The sequence below is a fragment of the Psychrobacter sp. UBA6291 genome, assembly GCF_002439405.1.
Classification (GTDB): domain Bacteria; phylum Pseudomonadota; class Gammaproteobacteria; order Pseudomonadales; family Moraxellaceae; genus Psychrobacter; species Psychrobacter faecalis.
The window spans coordinates 1-19,247 of the sequence record NZ_DJUD01000062.1 but is presented as its reverse complement, the minus strand read 5'-3'; the positions used below and the strand labels follow the sequence as shown (position 1 = coordinate 19,247).

The window sequence follows — 19,247 nt, the reverse complement described above, 5'->3', positions numbered from 1 at the left end:
ACACAAAGTTTGGGAAACTCTCCGTTCGGCATCTTCTTTACTATGGCCATAACGTTCTTGAACACGGCCAACCAACTTATCACGGCTGCCCTCGATGTGCGTGAGATCGTCATCGGTCAAGTCAGCCCACTTCTGTTTTACTGAGCCTTTAAGTTGGTTCCAATCACCTTTTAGCGTATGTTCATTCATAGTGGTATTCCTTTTCCTATTATTAGATTACATTAATTTTTTTAGAACCCATCAATTTGCTTTGTTATATTTCTCACTTATGGGTTATCAGCAGGCACAACTCCTTAGCTAACAAACCTAATATAAACATGGATAATTGCGTTGTCTGTAGCCCCGATGTGTAGAGTGTTACCCAAATCTTAGCGATAGATTCATTGTGTTAGCAAGGTATACGCGGTGTCATAAATGCACTATTTTCATAAAATTTGTCACACTTTTTAAAGCAAATTACTGTGAATGGCTGGTTTCTAAGTTTGCTAAAAATGCGGCAAACCCTTCTGCCGCTCGCGCTTGTAAGCGGCTGCTAGTAATGACCCGAACGCGATTGCTCCAAGTGATAGCAAAATCTTGCTTCTCAAATTTTTTAACCAAATCGACATCTTCATGGCAAGGCAGGGCAGCAAAACCGCCAACAGCGAGATACGCTGCACTACTAAAGCTCAAATTTGCCCCATGAATATGACGATGTCCCATCTTATCTTGATAGTGAGCGATATAGTCTTTGCGGGTTTGGGGCGTTAAATGCGCCCAGTCATCAACGCTCACAACGCCGCATATCATAGCAGTCGGCTGATGATTAATATGAGCGATTTGCTGCGTTAGCCAATCTGCTGTGACAAGCGAATCAGCGTCGGTACAGGCAAGCCAAGTCGCGCCAGAGGCAATCGCATGACGAATGCCCAAATCTCGCACTTGCCCCACGCACCGGTAATCACAGCATAAATAATCCACACCAGCGTGCTTGACCAATGTGAGTGTGTCATCGCTACAACTGTCGAGCACCACGAGCACAGTGGCGGTAATGGTAGAGGGCAGCTGCTCAATGGCAGTCTGCACCGATGCCAAGCATTTAGAGATGGTCAGCGCTTCGTTATGAGCAGGAATGACGATAGCGATATTTGTAGTATTCATGCATTTTACTCGGCGGATTTAACGTTAAACCAAGTTTTCTTGCATAGCCACCGTTTCTACCGAACGTTGCCACACATCCAATAAAAAATCGCTATCGACGACTTTACTTTGATGGGTAAAGGTAGGGTTTTGACTATCAACTTGCTGTATTTGCGCAGAGTTTACCTCATTACTTATCCTATTAAATGCGTGGTGCAGACGTTGGTGTACCGTTTCACCCGTCATGGTAAAGCCATCGATGTTATAGCGCCAATGGCAGCATAGTAACGTGCCACCTACCGCAAGATTTTGCTGAATCCAAGCGATGACGGTATCAATATCATTTGGCGATAAGTAATATAAAATTTCACTAATCACAATTAAATCAAAATGCGATTTCGCAGTCGGTAATATTTTAGGAATGACACCCTGTATGACCTTTACATGCCTGACATCTGCCAAACGTTGCTTAGCCAGTTGCACGGCCTGTTTATTACCGTCAATACTGACCAAGGTCTGACAACGGCTGGCAAGTAGGGCACTGAACACACCGTTACCGCAGCCTAACTCGATGGCATTGGTATATTTTGCTTGTGGCAACACCGCTAGACACATATCGCGTTTACGCTTTTCATACCAGCGGGTCTGATACTGCCACGGATCGCTATTGTCGTTATATAACGCATCAAAATAGCTTTCTGAATAAGCAGTGGCTGTCGTCTCTTTTTTACCATTCGACAAATCAGTATGAACAGTATGTAAGTCGGTTGTAGATACCTGCAAATTACCGACCTCATGCATTGGCGGTGTCAATTTAAGATTGTGGCTCATATAAATAAACTTCCCAAGGTTGGCTGATTCTAGCGATGGTTTGAGCCGATAAAATAGGCGGGTTGCCTGTACTTTCATCAACGGTTATTTGGCTTTTGAAACAGGCGATAGCCTCGGTTTTGCGCTGTAACTGCTCGGGCGTTAAGTCCACCCTGAGCGTGCAGTGCCAAGGAATACGACTATCGGCAGGTTTTGCCCAATGCCATGCCCAAATCAACACTTGATAAAAGGCGAGTTGGTGTTGCTTAGCGAAAGCGGCGACTACTTGTCCTGTTGCTTCATGATCGGGATGACCATCATGTACAAAAGGCGTGATTAAAATATCATCAGGTTGAATAATTGCTGCTAATTTTTGGTGAAACTGTGCCCGCTCAGCAAAAACATCACCATCGGTTAGCGCTAAAGACATACAGGTCACCTGCTGCGCAATGCCTAACACTTCTAATGCCGCTAAGCTCTCTTGCGGGCGGATAGTATCAAGCAGGTGCGGCGGATAAATCTGCGAGTCTGGGTGACTTTGTGTGCCGTTGGTCACGTGCACAAGGGCGATAGGATTTCCGTTGGCGGCCAATTGTTGCAGCAGTCCGCCGCAGCCCAATATCTCATCGTCAGGATGCGGCGCAAATACACAGACGCGCTGCTGCGGCGGGAAGCTTTTTGCTATATCTAGTCGAGGTAAATCGTGCAGTCCCTGCCAGTGTTGCCAAGCATCGGTGCTGGTACCATCGCCTTCAATGATACGGTCACCGACAATCGGATGCTCAGGCTTGGCTAAGTGCGCTAAGGGTGCTGAGTGCGCCGACATCACATTATGTGTCGTCAAAGGCTGAGTATCATTTTCTGCCTGATAGCCAGCAAAGTCTTGTACCAGCACATTTGCTTTTGGTTTCATAGTTGCCATATATTGTCCTGCCTGTCTGTCGAATCACTGTTTGTGGCGCGGTCGAAAGCGCTAGATAGCTCGCCGATTTTTTGTAAATCAAAGGCACCATGACTTTGACGAATAAATACCGCCAAATCTGCGGTTAACCTCGCAAAGTGGGCATTGCCACAAAACGGCGCCGCCCCTAATGCTTGTCCGACTGTTTCCATCACTTGGCGTGCTACTCGCTCAACGTTGGCGCGTAATTGACGGATAGCAAGTTCATGGTTTTGCTGCGGCTTACTCTCTATTAAGTCAGCAACATGATAAAAATACTGCTGAGTAACGGCCAATGCTGTGCTGATTTGACCCAAATACATGGCTTTATAATCATTGGGTTTATGCTGATAAGCGGTTATTAAATAATTGGCAATGCAAGCGGTCGCACCGTACCAGCAAGCCGCAACGCCTGCCGCGCCATGCCAAAATCCTACCCGTTCTAAATACGCATTTGGCGCACCTACATTAATGGCGTCTACCTCATGGAACTGTATGGTTGCCGTATTAGTGGCTTGCATGCCGACGGCCTGCCAAGCGTTATTATCAATATCAATGTCAGATTGGTGCATATCCACCATCAATAGTTGCGCTTGTCCCTGCTCATCGCGATAAGTCATCAACCCATAATCCACGAGGTTGGCGCCCGAGCACCATGCCTTGCTACCGCTGATTTTGCCCTCTGTATGACGTATCGGGTCTGGGTGTCCTTCTGCTGCCCAAACCGCCCATAAGCCTTGAGGCGCTTTATCGTAGCCGACTTCATGCAAAATACTTAACGCATCCAAATGCGATTCAAACCATTTCGCAAGTGTTAAATCTAGGCTCGACACATAAGCCAAGACTTGCCATCGAATCAAGGTGTTAGACTGATTTGGCTTGCTTGCTTGTTTATTGTTTTGAGCGTTCGTCGTATCGCCTTCGCTTATAACATTTTCAGCACCGGCAATAGCCCTAGCACCACTAGCAGGGTGAGGGATTTCGTCGCTATAACCGACTAGAATCGTTAATATTTCACGGCGCAACTTATCGGTCATAGCCAAACTGCCGATAGTTTGGTTTTCTGCTTGTATAACTTCTTCTATAGCAGATTTTATATTTATTAATAAAGCGTTTTTGGCATCGGGCACTTGCATACAGTCTCCTAATTATTGTTATGAATCAGACATTTGAATGGCATCAAAAGCGCCATCATCTGCTGACCGTTTTTTATTATCATATCGGCCATCTAAATACAAATCGTCTAAAAAGCGTTGCTGCCAAGCGTATAAGTCATCTTGATGTAGCCCTTGTAGCAATACTTGATAGCGTAACTGTCGCTCTTTTAATGGCATCGTCAATGCCGTCCTTAGTCCTTCTATCATACTCGTGGGTTGATGCGGATCGACAATGACCGCTGCTTGCATTTGCTCAGCGGCTCCTGCGTAACGCGAGAGCATGAGCACGCCCGGATCATCAGGATTTTGCGCGGCGATATATTCTTTAGCCACCAGATTCATACCGTCTTTTAAGGAGTTGACCCAGCCGATATCACTTTGCCAAAATGCGGCCATCAAGGGCTCATGGTTTAAGACGTTTTCGCTATATTTAATCGCTTGCCAAGCACCGTTGTCAGTTGAAAATTGCTGATTTATATCACTGACTGTTTGTTTAACTTCCTGATAAAGCCGTTGATAAGTTGGCAAATCTAAGCGACTAGGACAAGCGATTTGTAATAATTGCAGCTGATTTTGATAGCTTGGATAATGCTCTAAAAAATCACGATAGGCTGAAAAACGTCTTAATAAGCCTTTTGAATAGTCAATTCTATCTACCGCGATAATTTGTTGTGTCGTCGTCTTGTCGGTTTTTTTATATACATTATGCTGCGCCAAATGTGCAGGTAGAGGCGAGGCTAACTGACTGACCTGCTGCTGGATTCTTGCGACATTAATACCGATCGGATAGGCGTTAATCAATAAACAATGCTGAGGTTTAAAGTCTAAATTAAGCGTTAGTGCTGTCCCAGATGAGTGGTAAGCATGAGTAAAAGATTGGTTTTTTTGTAAGACATTGATGGGTGTAAGTCCGACATCGCTGTTTTCTGCTAAGCTGTTTGCTAGCACGTCTTCTTTATCTACACTTTCTTTTTCCGCTCTCTCTTCGTTCAAACGATTTTCTGACAACCTGTCTTTTAAATAATGCTGAAAAACGTCAACGCAATTGGTGCATCCTTGCTGGGTTTGGGTACCGAGCACATCATAATGCGCCAGATGATGAATGAGCTCAGCGCTTTGCTTAAGCTGTTGCCAAAAATCCAGCGCCACAAAGGGAATGTGTAAAAAAAGCCCAATGCGATTGTTGATACCAATCTTTCGGCAATGATACGCCACACTTAAAAAGTGATAATCATGGACCCAAATGACATCGTCAGGCTGGATGATACTTTTTAATTGGCGCGCAAATAAACGATTGACCGCCTGATAGCCCGCATAATCATCTGTAGCTTGGCTGATAAGCGCCGTTTGCTCATGCAGTAGAGGCCACAATACATTATTGGCAAAACCGCAGTAGAAATGCTGATATTGCTGGGTGGTAAAAGCGGTGGTCATATAAGTGATTTGTGTGGCGCGGGTTTTTGCCTTGCTGCTCGCCATAAAGCGTTGTTGAATACTGCTAAATGTATTGGCGGCGTCGGTGTTATTGGCGTTGTTGTCATTGACGACTTCGCCATTCCAGCCCATCCAGATGACTGATTTGCCGATTAAGACGTCTTGCAATGCGACAGCAAGCCCGCCCGCCATAGGGTGGTTATCGGGCATCTTTACGCGGTTAGATAAGACAATTAAGCGGCTCATGTCAGTGGTCTCGCGGTATTTTTTGATGGGTGTCGGTCAGTGTCTGTTAGTAGCGAAACTCGCTCTGTTAAACCAGGTAACTTGAGAGATAAGGTTGGGCGCTGTTGGCAAAACTTCAAAAAGCTCTCAAGCAATACCGTGACCTCAAAAATATTATTGACATAATAATGCGCACACGTTGGCTCAGTGCCGTCATAACCTACTTTCATACCCATACCTTTTATGGGTGGTTTAGAATCCTCTCGTGGTTCGTTATTTTGTATAAAGCGACTTTTTTCTGTCATGTGCTTGTCGCCTTGTACTGCCATAAATCCTGTTTCATCGGTGATGTCGTCGCCAATAAAGATAGGACAAAGCCTATTGTTAGCCTGAAATTTTTTTAGTAAGGTCAAAATCGCACTGCCTTTATCGGCGTCTTTAGGCGCGATTTCCCAGACATATTTACCTTGTTTTACTATCCAATCGCCATGGTTTTTTACGATTGTGGTTATAATGCGATAAGCGATATCGGCTAAGGCGGAATTTTGACGATAATGGAGGGCAACGGAGTAGGGCTTGTCTTCTATGATAAAATCGTCATAGCGCAAGCAAGAGCGGATAAGCGCTTGTTTTATAGCAGCAAGCTCAGCGCTGTCGACGGATGAAACGCTCGTATTATTATTAGATTCGTTATCTTCAAAGTCTATTTCTAGTCCATGCGTTGCGGCGATGGGTAAGCTTAGCGGCGCCAGCATTTGCTTTGCTTCGGCTAGACTGCGCCCAGTAACAGCAGCCATTTTGACGTCATAATTTTGTATGTTTTGTAAAAGTGTTAAAGTGGTAGCGGGGATAAAGCTGTCTTTCGGGTTCAAGGTAAAGTCAGCAAGCGTGCCGTCGATATCTAAAAACAAGCAGTAGTGCTGCTGATGAGAGAGATAATCAGCGAAGTGATTTGGCGCAATATATATAGGAGGTCTGATAGGGGCGCTATTTGCTGGGACGCTTCTTCCTGAAGTCACATGTTATCCTTATCTTAACGCGTTATATGATGTTCTAAGCTAGCCATCAAGCTTCCTCATAAGTTTGCCATAAAGTCCATCCTACTACGATGGACAAAATATGGTATTTAGTATAAGTTTTTTTAGTATCTGTCTTTTAATTTACAAAAACCATTAGGAAAAGATTATGCATATCAGCGCAAATTTCGATGCCGGTAATATTGAGGTTATCAATGCAGAAGATCAAACCAACATTCAACTGGCGATTCGTCCAGACGTGGGAGGAGAGTTTTTTCAGTGGTTTAACTTTCGTCTATCAGGCGAAGTTGGCGAGCAGTACGTACTCAATATTACGAATGCAGGGAAGGCGTCCTACCTTGCAGGCTGGGAGGATTATCAAGCGGTGGCTTCCTATGATCGCGAGTATTGGTTCCGTCTGCCAACCTCTTATAAGGATGGTAAGTTAACGATAACGGCAGAGCTTGCGTGCGAAAGTATTCAAATTGCGTATTTCGCCCCGTACAGTTATGAGCGTCATCAAGACTTGTTAGCGGCGGTGCAAGTGCATCCGCTCGCATGTTTAGAGCATTTGGGCGAAACGCTTGATAAACGCGACTTAACCTTAGTAAAAGTAGGTGATGGTGATAGCAAGAAGCGCAGTATCTGGATTACGGCGCGCCAGCATCCGGGCGAGACAATGGCTGAATGGCTGGTTGAGGGGCTATTGAACAGTTTGTTAGACGAGGATAATGCCACGGCTAAGTTGTTATTGGAAAAAGCCAATTTTTATATTGTACCGAATATGAATCCTGATGGTAGTGTACGCGGGCACCTGCGTACCAATGCGGTAGGGACGAATCTAAACCGTGAATGGGCAAACCCAAGCTTAGAAAAAAGCCCTGAAGTATTTCATGTCATCAATAAAATGCAAGAAACGGGCGTGGACTTGTTTTATGACGTGCATGGCGATGAAGCGCTGCCGTATGTGTTCCTTGCCGGCTCGCAGGGCACGCCAAGCTATAACGACCGCCTTGCCCATCTACGTGATAAATTCTCAGAAGTCTTAAAATTGGCCAGTGCCGATTTTCAGTCTAAATTTGGTTATGACATTGATGCGCCGGGCACAGCAAATATGACGATTGCCACCCACTGGGTAGCCGAGCGTTTTGATTGCCTTGCCAATACTTTAGAGATGCCATTTAAAGAGAATGCCAATTTACCTTTTGAAGATACAGGCTGGTCACCTGAGCGTTCTATTAAATTAGGGGAAGCCTCGTTGGTCGCTATGCTGGCGGTCGTTGATGAGTTGCGTTAATCATAAATTTGCTGCAAGTTAATCAGATGGTTTCATGACAATAATTTAATAGTGATGGTTTAATTGTTTAGGGCAGGAGCTTAAACGCTCAGTTTTTAGCTTTTGCTCTAGGCAATTACAAGGTTATTAAATGGCGGGTAGCAGTAATTTTGCATTTTTGTTAAATAAATCTGTTTTAATCGGCTCTTGATGACTTGATAAAAAACGACATAATTAAACCACTTATCGCTAGGGCGTGTCTTCAATTCAATNNGTAATATCCCGATATTAACGGCACTATTTTCCTTGTTTGACTGCAATTTATCTCATTTTTATCACCATTTTTAAAATGAAGACACGCCCTAGTACTGCCCTTTTGTTTTTTCTTAAAAATTGTCAAATAAATTATCTGTGAAAATTTCAAAGTGGGAGAATGACAATATTGTAATCTTAACGTCATCTGTTAGTCAGAAGGATTCATGTATCATGCATGTATGATGATAGTGTCGTGATATCGGGTCAAACGCTTAACGTATTGCTCCAAATTTAAAAATGAAAGACAGCTCTTTTTGATTATAAATATCACATGCGACATTAAACAATAAATGACGAGAGGGTATGTATGAAACCTGATAACCATAACTTAACTTTTAAGCAGCATAAATTGTTTGGTGCGCTTATCCTACTGACAGTGACATCGTCGTTATTTGCTTGTAACGACACCAATACCACTGCTGCAACCACAGCGCCTGTAGAGACGGCAACAGACAGCCAGAATTCAAAAGTCCAAACGTCTAAAACTGAGTCGACGAGCTCTAGCAGTAACAGTGATGCGCTGAGAAACGTCTCTGCGACGGTTTATAAAGATGCCAATTGTGGCTGCTGTAAGGAGTGGATTAGCCATGCCGAACATCACGGTATGACTGCGGCGGGACAAGATGTCGCCGACTTAGCAGTTTTTAAAGAACGCTATGGTGTCCCGAGCAATATGCGCTCTTGTCACACGGCGGTCACGAGCGACGGTTATGTATTCGAAGGTCATGTGCCTGCCAAGTATATAGCCCAGTTTTTAGCCAATCCGCCAAGCGAGGCTATTGGTCTTGCCGTACCCGGTATGCCAATGGGTAGCCCCGGGATGGAGTACCAAAATAAATTTTCACCTTATCAAGTGATGCAAATCAACAAAGACGGTAGCACAGCGGTATATGCTGAGATTGATAGTGCCAACGCCCAGCTATAGCTGAAAAGGTGACTTTTGTCCTGTATCGCTCTATGATGACTAATTATAAAGTAATGAAATAAGGAGAGCCTGTAATGATTCTCATGATGCACGCTATGGGCTAGGGCGGGTCTCTCGTTTATGGATTGTTTATGCTACTGATTTTTATAGTGCTGATACTGACGATTATGGGGCTGCTTAAGTACCTACGTAATAAGTAAAAGTTAGAAACATTGGTTAAAGGTTGATGATATAGCCAAGAGTTGATGATAAGTGAGCAGAAGCTTTGCTTGTCATCTGCGCTTAGCGTCTTCAAGGAAGGATTTTATGAAACATACGGTTGATAAAAAAACGATCAAAGGTGGCAAATACGATAAAGTGCCAGAAAATTATAACGGTACGGTCTATATTTGCCCGATGCATCCTGAAGTCAGAGATGTTGAAAAAAGTGATTGCCCGATATGCGGTATGTTTTTGCAGCCTGAAGACGAGATAGATGGCGCAAGCCACGTGGAGCATAACCACAGTGACAATTATCAAAGTCATCAAAATCATCACCATGAAAACAATCATAACCATGAACACAACCAGACGCATTGTCACGGGAGTAACGAAAGCAGCGCTGAAGTCAAGTCGGTCAAAGGCGGTAAATACGACAAAGTGCCCGAAGATTACGATGGCACGGTTTATACTTGTCCGATGCATCCTGAGGTCAGAGACGTTAGAAATAGTGGCTGTCCGATTTGCGGTATGGCACTCGAGCCAGAAACGGTCGCCATAGGTGAAGAAGATACCGAAGAGCTCGACGATATGACGCGGCGCTTTTGGATATGTACGCTGCTGACCTTACCGCTATTCATTTATGCCATGAGCGATATGGTTGGGATAAATCTCGATCAAATTGGCTCGTTTGATATCTCAGGGCAACTTGGTCAAATCATACAATTGGTACTGGCGACTCCCGTTGTCGTTTGGGGCGCAGCACCCTTTTTTGTACGTGGTTGGCAGTCTATTAAAAGCCGCAATCTAAATATGTTTACCTTGATTGCGCTTGGCGTCGGCGCAGCTTACGGTTTTAGTATTGTGGCAACTTTCTTTCCCAGTATATTCCCAGATAGCTTTAGAGATAGCGCTGGACAAGTCGGCGTTTATTACGAAGCAGCAGCGGTAATCACGACTTTAGTACTGCTTGGTCAAGTGCTTGAGCTCAAAGCCAGAAGTCAGACGTCAGGGGCCATTCGGGCGTTGCTTGAGCTCGCTCCGCCGACAGCAAGACGCGTCAATGAAAACGGCGAAGAGACAGAGGTTTCACTTGATGAAGTCGTCAGCGGCGATAAGTTGCGCGTCAGACCTGGCGAGAAATTACCCGTAGACGGCACGGTAATCGATGGCAGTAGTAGCGTCGATGAATCCATGGTAACGGGTGAGCCGATGCCAGTATCTAAAGAGCAGGGCGATACTGTGACTGGCGGCACGGTAAATGGTACAGGGACGTTATTGGTTGAAGCGGTCAATGTTGGCGCAGATTCGGTATTGTCCAAAATCGTACAAATGGTTGCCGATGCCCAGCGTAGCCGCGCGCCCATACAGCGTTTGGTTGACCAAGTGGCAGGCTGGTTTGTGCCTATTGTCATTATCGCCTCTATCATCACCTTTATCGTCTGGGCGTTATTTGGCCCTGAACCAGCAATGGCTTATGCCATGGTTAATGCGATTGCGGTACTTATCATCGCCTGTCCCTGTGCGCTTGGGCTGGCGACGCCCATGTCAATCATGGTCGGTACGGGCATGGGCGCGCAAAACGGCGTGCTTATCAAAAACGCTGAAGCCTTAGAGACGATGGAAAAAGTCGATACCATCGTTGTCGATAAAACAGGCACGCTAACCGCTGGTAAACCTGCACTTACCGCAATTGATGCGCTGGCAGGTCAAAATGAAGACGAGTTTTTGGCATTGGTTGCTGCGGTAGAAAGCGCAAGCGAGCATCCTTTAGCAGAGGCTATCGTGAGAGCTGCTCAGGATAAATCGCTGACTATTGCTAAAGCCCATGACTTTAATTCAACCACGGGCGAGGGTGTACAAGCGGTAGTAAACGGCAAACAAGTTGCCATCGGTAACTCAAAGCTGATGGAGCGCTTAAACAGTTTTGATCAGGAGCTATCCGCTAAAGCTGACGTCCGTAGAAAAGACGGCGAAACGGTAATGTTTGTCGCTATAGATGGTAAAGCAGCTGGTTTGGTTTCGGTCGCTGATCCGATTAAGCCGAGTACTGCTGATGCCATAGAACTGCTACACAAGGCAGGGCTAAAAGTCGTCATGCTAACAGGCGATAACGAAAAAACTGCGCAGGCCGTCGCGAGTAAATTGGGCATTGATGAAGTGCATGCCGATGTGTCACCAGAGGACAAAAACCGTATTGTCAAAGAGATGCAAGACCACGGTAAATTGGTAGCGATGGCAGGTGATGGCATCAACGACGCGCCAGCACTGGCGCAGGCGAATGTCGGTATTGCTATGGGTACAGGTACGGACGTGGCCATGGAGAGCGCAGGGGTGACGTTATTAAAAGGCGACTTAATGGGTATTGCCAAAGCCCATAAGCTCAGCCACGCGACCATGCGCAATATCAGACAAAACTTATTTTTCGCTTTTGTCTATAACGCGATTGGCGTACCGATTGCCGCAGGCGTGCTATACCCAGCGTTTGGATTATTGCTTAGCCCGATGATAGCGGCGGCAGCGATGAGTTTATCGTCAGTATCGGTCATTGGTAACGCGCTAAGATTGCGCCGATTAGATTTATGATAAAGACGTTTTATTTAGCCATTTTATTGTCAAGAGAGAACTTCAATTTCAATCCTTTTAATAAGGACAAAGTTATCTAGCTTTATACCCAAATGATTTAACCATAACGCCCAGTAATATAATCTCTGGTCGCTTTTTGCGCGGGACTGTTGAATATCTGGTTTGTCTCGCCCATTTCTACCATATCGCCCAAATACATATAAGCGGTGTAGTCGGAAACGCGGGCGGCTTGCTGCATATTATGAGTGACGATAGCAATGGTATAGTCGTTTTTTAAATCGCTAATCAAGTCTTCAATCGCGCCCGTAGAGATAGGGTCAAGCGCTGAGGTTGGCTCATCTAATAGCAAGACTTCAGGCTTCGTTGCTACTGCGCGAGCGATACAAAGTCGCTGCTGTTGACCGCCCGATAGTGACAAGCCTGACGCTTTGAGTTTATCTTTGACTTCCAGCCATAATGCCGCTTTTTTAAGTGCCCACTCGACACGCCCATCCAATTCTGCTTTGCTGAGATTTTCGTAAAGACGGACGCCGAATGCGACGTTGTCATAAATGGACATCGGGAAGGGCGTGGGCTTTTGGAAGACCATACCAACACGCGCTCGCAGCAAATTCACATCGGTATCTTTTGTCAAAATATTTTGATCATCAAGGGTGATTTCTCCTTTAGCCTGCATACTCGAATACAAGTCGTACATACGGTTAAAGGTACGTAGCAGCGTTGATTTGCCGCAGCCTGATGGGCCAATAAAAGCGGTAACCTTTTTTTCTGCAATATCAATATTGATATTTTTTAATGCTTGGAAATCGCCATAATAAAAATCCAAATCGCGAACGGCAATCTTGGTAGGTGGCATGTCGTCTGGCATATCTGCCATCGTTTGCTTGATAAAACGGCCAATATCTGGCTGTTGATATTGACCATGATTGGCCAGCACATCATCCAGTAAACGGCGCGTGCTGTTGGTATTGGTCATTAGCTTAGTTGCTTTTCTTTCTAGTACATCCGTCATAATGGTCTCCATTTTTTTTAAAGTCTTGTTAAGTAAGGGTTTTTTGGCTGTTTTCTTAGAGGTGTAATCGCTTTAACCTATCTACTATGATGTTTGTCACCGATGAAGCGCGCGGCTATATTTAATAGCAATACTGTCGCGGTAATGAGTAGCGCCGCCGCCCAAGCCAGTGCATGCCAGTTGTCATAAGGACTCATGGCAAATTGATAAATCGTATTGGGTAAATTAGCCATTGGCTCACTCATATCGGTACTAAAGTACTGGTTGTTTAGCGCGGTGAATAGCAAAGGCGCGGTCTCACCGGTAATACGCGCAAAAGCGAGCAGCACACCAGTAGTCAGACCGGCTTTGGCAGCCTTCAGGGTCACGGTACTGACTAGCTTCCATTTTGGCGTACCTAGTGCGTAAGCCGCTTCGCGCAGGGTATTAGGTACAAGATTTAGCATGTTTTCCGTCGTCCGCACGACAATAGGAATCACAATTAGCGCCAATGCCAAAGCACCAGCCCAACCCGAAAAGCTCTGTCCTTTGACCATCAGGGCATAAATAAACAGACCAATCACGATAGATGGGGCCGACAATAAAATATCATTTAAAAATCGGGTGACTTTACCGAGTAGACTGCCCTGTGAAAACTCTGCTAAATAAATACCCGCCATCATGCCGATTGGCGCACCAATCGCCAAGCCCGAAAAAGCCAACATCACTGAACCAACAATAGCGTTACGTAGACCGCCTTCGCCCATCGGTGGCGGCGTATCGGCTATAAAGACAGGCATCTCAACTAAACCTTGCAAGCCCTCAATAAACAACGTCATCAAAATCCAAATCAGCCAAACCAAACCAAATACAAGCGCTGATAAGGCAAAACCAAGTCCCAATCTATTGATAAAACGGCGCTTGTTATAAAGTCGCTTGTTATAGCGATCTTCAAAGCGTACAGAAGACTGGCTTGGCTGGGTAGTTTGCGTGGTAACTGGTGCGAAAGTCATGAAGTGTTTGTCCTTCTTAGGTCAAATAATGGCTGCTGTATCTTTGTTATATTGAAATTACTATAGGTGTTTATTGTTTATTGTTTATTGTTTATTGTTTATCATTATCAGCGCTATTAATTACCCGCTTTTTGGTCAATACGCATCAGCATGAGCTTAGATATCGACAAAACGATAAAGGTAATCACAAACAGTATTAACCCTAAATGTAGTAATGACGCTAAGTGCAGCTCGCTTGACGCTTCAGCAAACTCGTTGGCCAGCGCTGAAGTGATGGTCACTCCAGAGGTGAATAGACTTGGGCTGATATTAAAGGCATTACCAATCAAGAAGGTAACGGCCATCGTCTCGCCAAGCGCTCGGCCAAGTCCCAAAATCACGCCACCAACCACACCTGCTTTGGTATAAGGTAAGATAATTTTGAACATCACCTCCCAAGTGGTGGCGCCCATACCGTACGCCGATTCTTTGAGTAGATCTGGCACCACAGAAAAAACATCGCGCATGGTGGCGGCGATAAAAGGAATAATCATAATCGCCAGTATTAACGAGGCGGTAAACAGTCCAAGACCCATCGGCGCACCGGTAAAAACCTTACCAACAATAGGTAGGGGACCAATATTTTCAATAAACCAAGGCTGAATGTGATCACCAAAAAACGGTGCAAAGACAAACAAGCCCCACATGCCGTAGATGATAGAAGGAATACCTGCCAGCAGCTCGATGGCAATACCCAAGGGCTTTTTTAAAAAGTTGGGGCAAAGTTCCGTTAAAAAGATAGCAATCCCAAAGCTAACTGGTACGGCAATACAGATAGCGATAAGAGAGGTGACCACCGTTCCGTAAATGGGTGCAAGCGCACCGTATTGATCGTTCACCGTATCCCAGTTATTACTGGTATAAAATCCCAAGCCAAACTTAGTGATACTTGGCCACGCGCCAACAATCAATGACAGCATGATGCCGCCAAGCGACAACAGTACCAAGATTGCAAATGCTTTGGTGGCGTTGACAAAAATTGCATCATAGCGTTTTTGTTTTGCCAGTTGGGATTTTAGGTTTGCCATAAAAGCCTCAGTAATCTAATAAGACTGCGCTTGATGAGTGGGAGTATTAATTGCTTTGAGTTGCGGTATAAACAGGCTTACCTTCGCTGTCTACCACTTCGTTCCATTTTGCTTTAAATAAAGCCACGGCCGTATCTGAAAAAGGCACGTAATCAAGACTCATTGCATCATCATCGCCCTGCGCATAAGCCCAATCGAAAAAGTTAAGAACACCTGCCACTTGTTTGGCATCTTGCGGCTGTTTGTGGACTAAGATAAAGGTCGCAGCGGCGATAGGCCATGCTTGAGCCGTCTCAGAGTTGGTGATGACTTTATAAAAGCCTTCTTGCTTTGACCAATCAATGTCACCGGCGGCGGCAAATGTCTGCGCAGATGGTTGCACGACGTTGCCAGCGGCATTTTTTAGAGCAACGTGTGCCATGCTGTTTTGCTTAGCATAAGCGTATTCAACGTAGCCGATAGAGTTTTTCATACGCGTCACATAGCTTGACACGCCTTCGTTACCTTTACCGCCAGCACCGGTTGCCGAGGTTGGCCATTTCACGGTTTTATCGACGCCAACGCTGTCTTTCCAATCGTTTGACACTTTGGCTAAATAATCGGTAAAGTTAAAGGTTGTGCCCGAACCGTCTGAGCGGAACACTGTGGTAATGGCGGCGTCAGGAAGGCTTAAGTCAGGATTCATAGCTTTGATGGCAGGGTCATCCCATTTGCTGATTTTACCAAGATAGATGTCAGCGAGCATTTTTCCATCGAGCTTCAATTGACCAGGCGCAACGCCATCGATATTGACGATAGGTACCACGCCGCCGATAACGGTCGGGAATTGAATCAGACCGGCTTCCTCTAATTCCGCTGGCGTCATCGGCGCATCGGACGCGCCAAAATCCACCGTTTTTGCGACGATTTGTTTGATACCGCCCGATGAACCAATCGACTGATAGTTCACTTGACCGCCAGTTGCTTTATGATAGGCATCTGACCATTTAGCATAGATAGGCTGCGGGAAAGAAGCGCCTGCGCCGGTGATATTCATTGATACATTGTCAGCTGATTTAGCGGTTGACGACGTAACGTTTGCGGTGTCGGTAGTAGCGGTAGTTGATTGCGCCGAAGTAGCGGGCTCGTTGCTTTCATTGCTATTGGAGTTTTTATTACAAGCAGCTAAGGTTAAGGTACTCGCGACGGCTAAAGCTATTAATGAATAACGCATTATTTCTCCTAAAAAGTAATGATATTAAGTAAACATAGTTGAGTATTGGATATTTATAAATAACAGAGCTGATTTCGATGTTTTATAAATGGTGCTTTATTCATACTGCTTTGTTCATAACGCTTTATTAAAAATGATTTATTGCAAAGACGCTTGGTGGTCGATGAGCCCATTGTGCCGCGCAAATATGACAGTTTGATGAAATAAGACATTTTTATGAAAAAAGTCATTTAATTAGAATAGACGTGTGATAAAGGGCAAAGTTAGTGCTAATGGCGGCTGATATCTTGTGCAAAAATCGTTATGATGTGGGCAGGCGTTTTCGTAAAAGCGGATTTCAAACTCAGTGTCATTAAACTGTCATAATTAAGCCGTTTAATGGGCAGGCATTGGCAGCTAATGCTGGCGCCTAATATTGTTTTATTTATTTCTAGGTTCTTGTCTTTTAACTTTGACTTTCAACTTTGTCATTTAATAATAAGGCTATGGTATGCGCAGTGAGCAGATTTTGATTGTAGAAGATGAACCTGCAATTCGTGAGATGGTGGTAATGACGCTAGAGATGGCGGGCTTTGAGAGTTTAGAAGCGGCTGACGTGGCAGAGGCGCATCAGCAAGTGGTCGATCACAGACCCGCGCTGATTTTGCTCGATTGGATGTTACCGGGTGATAAAAGCGGTATTGATTTTTGCCGCATGCTTAAAAGCGATGAGATGTTGGGCGAGATACCAGTAATTATGCTGACGGCCAAAAGTGAAGAGGATAGCAAGGTTCATGGGCTTGATGCGGGCGCTGATGACTATATGACCAAGCCGTTTTCAACGCGTGAATTGATTTCAAGAATCAAAGCGGTATTACGCCGTGGTCGTGCGCTTAGTAGTGATAAGCCGATCGAAATAGGCAAGCTTAGTCTCGATCCCAAAAGCCAACGCATTACCGCTGACAATCAAGTCATCGATATCGGGCCGACAGAATATCGATTACTGGCGTTTTTTATGAGTCATCCAGAGCGTGCTTATACGCGCACTCAATTGCTCGATCAGGTCTGGGGCGGTAATGTCTATATCGAAGATCGCACGATTGATGTACATATCAGGCGTTTACGTAAACTGCTCCAGCCTTACGATTGTAGTACCTTGATTCAAACGGTGCGCGGGACAGGTTATCGATTTTCTAGTTTGGCTCAATAAAAATGTGAGGTATGCATGACAGTGCTTGAAGAAAACGCCCAACCAGAAAACGCCAAGTCAGATACAGTGCAACAAAGTAAAAAACAACAGGACCATCAAATCTTGCAGCAAAATTCTACCGATCAGCTTCAAAAAATCAGAAGTGCCTTACGCGCATTGCGAGATGCGGTTATCTTGCTCAATGGTGACGATGGTTTGGAGTGGTGGAATCAGGCCGCCGAAGATTTATTATTGCTACAGTCAGCGGACCATGGCAAAAGTATTTTTGACTTTATTAATGTCCCTGAGTTTCATCAGTACTATCAGAATAAGATCACGCCCAATGATGGCGTACACATGAAGTCATGGCGTGACCCTAACCGTTATCTTAAATGTGAGCTCACGCCTTTTGGCGATGAAAAGCTGCTGATTATTTATGATGTGACCCGCTTACAACACTTAGAGCAAATGCGCCGCGACTTTGTGGCCAATGTTTCGCATGAATTGCGAACACCACTCACCGTACTGATGGGCTATCTGGAGAATTTTTCTGATCAAGAAGAGATGCCGCGGCAATGGCGACGCGGGTTTGAGCTAATGACGCAGCAGACTACGCGTATGAATAGGGTGGTCAATGACTTATTATTGCTATCACGAATTGAAATCGAAGAGACGCATGAGCTGCATTATATTGATATGACTAAGCTGCTCACCCATGTCTATGACGACGCGCAAGCGTATAATCAAGAATACGGCCATACGCTGCACCTGCAGATAGATACCTATGATGGTCTCTACGGCTCGGAGATGTATTTAAACAGTGCGTTGTCCAATTTGGTCATCAATGCCATTAAATATACGCCAAAAGGCGGCAATATTGTTATCAGTTGGGCAAAAGTGGCAGAAGGCTGTCGCTTTGCCGTCACCGATAATGGTATTGGTATTGCGCCCGAGCATGTCGCGCGATTGACCGAGCGTTTTTACCGAGTAGACAGCGGGCGTAGTCGGGAAACAGGCGGCACAGGGCTGGGGCTAGCAATAGTCAAGCATGTGTTATATCAATACGACACAACCCTGCAAATCACATCGACAGAAGGCAAAGGCTCAACCTTTAGCGCCGTATTTCCTCCTGCTCATATTCGTTCAGCTGTTATAGATTGAGTTTCTTACCTTTTAGCTTTTAACCTTTAGGTTTATTATCGTTTACCTTCCTCGGTCAATTCAACATAGCGATTATGATAATTTAACAATACCTTTTAGGATGTGTATAGAATTCAAATGAGTGGCAACCAGATAAAGACACAAGCAAGCATTACCGCTGCTGCATAGCTATCTTTGAGCTTATCATATCGCGCGGCAATGCCCCTAAAATGTTTCAACCTAGCAAAAGCGTTTTCTACCAAGTGACGGCAACGATACAAATACCAGTCTAGTGTGTCATTGTTGCTGTTTTTAGAGTTCGACTTAACGGGTATGACTGATACCAGCATGAACGCCAGATATTTGCTCAGGACTCCAGTTCTCTTTAAGCTTGTCTGTCACCCATGCCCAGAGGTCAGCCACAATAGTTGTGGCGTTGTTAGCTCGTCTGTCACAAGCCTTGTTATTAGCATGCTTTGCTCGGTAACCTCGTAGGCTTTTATTACGCCTAAGCTCTCTTGATATGGTACTGGGACTTCTGTTTAACGCCCTCGCTATAAAATTAATACTATGTTTTGCCCCTTTAAGGGCATAAATCTGGTATCGTTCACCTAGGCTTAGATGTGTATAGCTCATGGTTGCAATCTCACTTTG

Annotated in this window: 17 protein-coding genes and 1 pseudogene; 5 read left to right on the top strand and 13 right to left on the bottom strand. The window is 45.0% G+C overall.

Features of this window, described 5'->3' with window-relative positions; genetic code table 11:
• The 7 genes from B3R91_RS10755 to otsB all read right to left on the bottom strand — a co-directional run.
• A partial coding sequence (locus B3R91_RS10755; protein WP_286797598.1) for a CsbD family protein occupies positions 1 to 189 on the bottom strand: 189 nt, incomplete at its 3' end.
• Positions 190 to 456: 267 nt separating this feature from the next.
• The gene (locus B3R91_RS10750; RefSeq protein ID WP_286797597.1) at positions 457 to 1,140 is read right to left on the bottom strand and encodes a glycosyltransferase; all 684 of its coding nucleotides are present in this window, start codon (positions 1,138 to 1,140) and stop codon (positions 457 to 459) included.
• Positions 1,141 to 1,164: 24 nt separating this feature from the next.
• Positions 1,165 to 1,950 carry a class I SAM-dependent DNA methyltransferase gene (locus tag B3R91_RS10745; protein WP_286797596.1) on the bottom strand — a complete coding sequence of 262 codons (786 nt, stop codon included), beginning with the start codon at positions 1,948 to 1,950 and terminating at the stop codon, positions 1,165 to 1,167.
• Positions 1,934 to 2,755: a PIG-L deacetylase family protein gene (locus tag B3R91_RS10740; RefSeq protein ID WP_286797600.1), complete on the bottom strand. Its 822-nt coding sequence runs from the start codon at positions 2,753 to 2,755 to the stop codon at positions 1,934 to 1,936. The genes B3R91_RS10745 and B3R91_RS10740 overlap by 17 nt, the downstream gene beginning before the upstream one ends.
• 83 nt (positions 2,756 to 2,838) lie before the next feature.
• Entirely contained in the window at positions 2,839 to 4,005 is a 1,167-nt protein-coding gene (locus B3R91_RS10735) for an acyl-CoA dehydrogenase (protein WP_286797595.1), read from the bottom strand.
• Positions 4,006 to 4,023: 18 nt separating this feature from the next.
• Positions 4,024 to 5,670: an alpha,alpha-trehalose-phosphate synthase (UDP-forming) gene (locus B3R91_RS10730; RefSeq protein WP_286797594.1), complete on the bottom strand. Its 1,647-nt coding sequence runs from the start codon at positions 5,668 to 5,670 to the stop codon at positions 4,024 to 4,026.
• A 32-nt stretch (positions 5,671 to 5,702) separates the two neighbouring features.
• Positions 5,703 to 6,704, bottom strand: a complete 1,002-nt coding sequence (gene otsB, locus B3R91_RS10725) for a trehalose-phosphatase (RefSeq protein WP_286797592.1) — start codon at positions 6,702 to 6,704, stop codon at positions 5,703 to 5,705.
• Positions 6,705 to 6,870: 166 nt separating this feature from the next.
• Between otsB and B3R91_RS10720 the strand changes: the two genes are divergently transcribed.
• The 3 genes from B3R91_RS10720 (at position 6,871) to B3R91_RS10710 (ending at position 12,001) form a co-directional block, all read left to right on the top strand.
• Positions 6,871 to 7,998 (top strand): M14 family metallopeptidase, encoded by a 1,128-nt coding sequence (locus tag B3R91_RS10720; protein ID WP_286797591.1) that lies wholly within the window; start codon positions 6,871 to 6,873, stop codon positions 7,996 to 7,998.
• Between the two features lie 601 nt (positions 7,999 to 8,599).
• On the top strand, positions 8,600 to 9,217 hold the full coding sequence (locus tag B3R91_RS10715; RefSeq protein WP_286797590.1) for a DUF411 domain-containing protein: 618 nt from the start codon (positions 8,600 to 8,602) through the stop codon (positions 9,215 to 9,217).
• A 306-nt stretch (positions 9,218 to 9,523) separates the two neighbouring features.
• The gene (locus tag B3R91_RS10710) at positions 9,524 to 12,001 is read left to right on the top strand and encodes a copper-transporting P-type ATPase (RefSeq protein ID WP_286797588.1); all 2,478 of its coding nucleotides are present in this window, start codon (positions 9,524 to 9,526) and stop codon (positions 11,999 to 12,001) included.
• A gap of 97 nt (positions 12,002 to 12,098) precedes the next feature.
• Here the strand turns inward: B3R91_RS10710 and pstB are convergent, their stop codons facing one another.
• From pstB to pstS, 4 genes are all read right to left on the bottom strand, one after another.
• Positions 12,099 to 12,977, bottom strand: coding sequence for a phosphate ABC transporter ATP-binding protein PstB (gene pstB / locus B3R91_RS10705; RefSeq protein WP_414707564.1), 879 nt, complete (start codon positions 12,975 to 12,977; stop codon positions 12,099 to 12,101).
• 113 nt (positions 12,978 to 13,090) lie between these two features.
• On the bottom strand, positions 13,091 to 14,005 hold the full coding sequence (gene pstA / locus B3R91_RS10700; protein WP_286797586.1) for a phosphate ABC transporter permease PstA: 915 nt from the start codon (positions 14,003 to 14,005) through the stop codon (positions 13,091 to 13,093).
• A gap of 116 nt (positions 14,006 to 14,121) precedes the next feature.
• The gene (pstC, locus tag B3R91_RS10695) at positions 14,122 to 15,072 is read right to left on the bottom strand and encodes a phosphate ABC transporter permease subunit PstC (RefSeq protein WP_286797585.1); all 951 of its coding nucleotides are present in this window, start codon (positions 15,070 to 15,072) and stop codon (positions 14,122 to 14,124) included.
• Positions 15,073 to 15,118: 46 nt separating this feature from the next.
• Positions 15,119 to 16,285, bottom strand: coding sequence for a phosphate ABC transporter substrate-binding protein PstS (pstS, locus tag B3R91_RS10690; protein ID WP_286797583.1), 1,167 nt, complete (start codon positions 16,283 to 16,285; stop codon positions 15,119 to 15,121).
• A 490-nt stretch (positions 16,286 to 16,775) separates the two neighbouring features.
• On the opposite strand from pstS, the gene phoB reads away from it, so the two are divergent.
• Together phoB and phoR are read left to right on the top strand one after the other, a co-directional pair.
• Positions 16,776 to 17,474 carry a phosphate regulon transcriptional regulator PhoB gene (gene phoB / locus B3R91_RS10685; RefSeq protein ID WP_068408338.1) on the top strand — a complete coding sequence of 233 codons (699 nt, stop codon included), beginning with the start codon at positions 16,776 to 16,778 and terminating at the stop codon, positions 17,472 to 17,474.
• 15 nt (positions 17,475 to 17,489) lie between these two features.
• A complete protein-coding gene (phoR, locus tag B3R91_RS10680) occupies positions 17,490 to 18,614 on the top strand; it encodes a phosphate regulon sensor histidine kinase PhoR (RefSeq protein ID WP_286797581.1) in 1,125 nt (374 codons plus the stop codon).
• Positions 18,615 to 18,727: 113 nt separating this feature from the next.
• On the opposite strand, the pseudogene B3R91_RS10675 reads toward phoR, so the two are convergent.
• Together B3R91_RS10675 and B3R91_RS10670 are read right to left on the bottom strand one after the other, a co-directional pair.
• Positions 18,728 to 18,928 (bottom strand): annotated as a pseudogene (locus tag B3R91_RS10675) (transposase); the annotation flags it as partial.
• On the bottom strand, positions 18,918 to 19,229 hold the full coding sequence (locus tag B3R91_RS10670; RefSeq protein WP_286797599.1) for a helix-turn-helix domain-containing protein: 312 nt from the start codon (positions 19,227 to 19,229) through the stop codon (positions 18,918 to 18,920). The gene B3R91_RS10670 and the pseudogene B3R91_RS10675, both read right to left, overlap by 11 nt.
• Between the last annotated feature and the right edge of the window lie 18 nt (positions 19,230 to 19,247).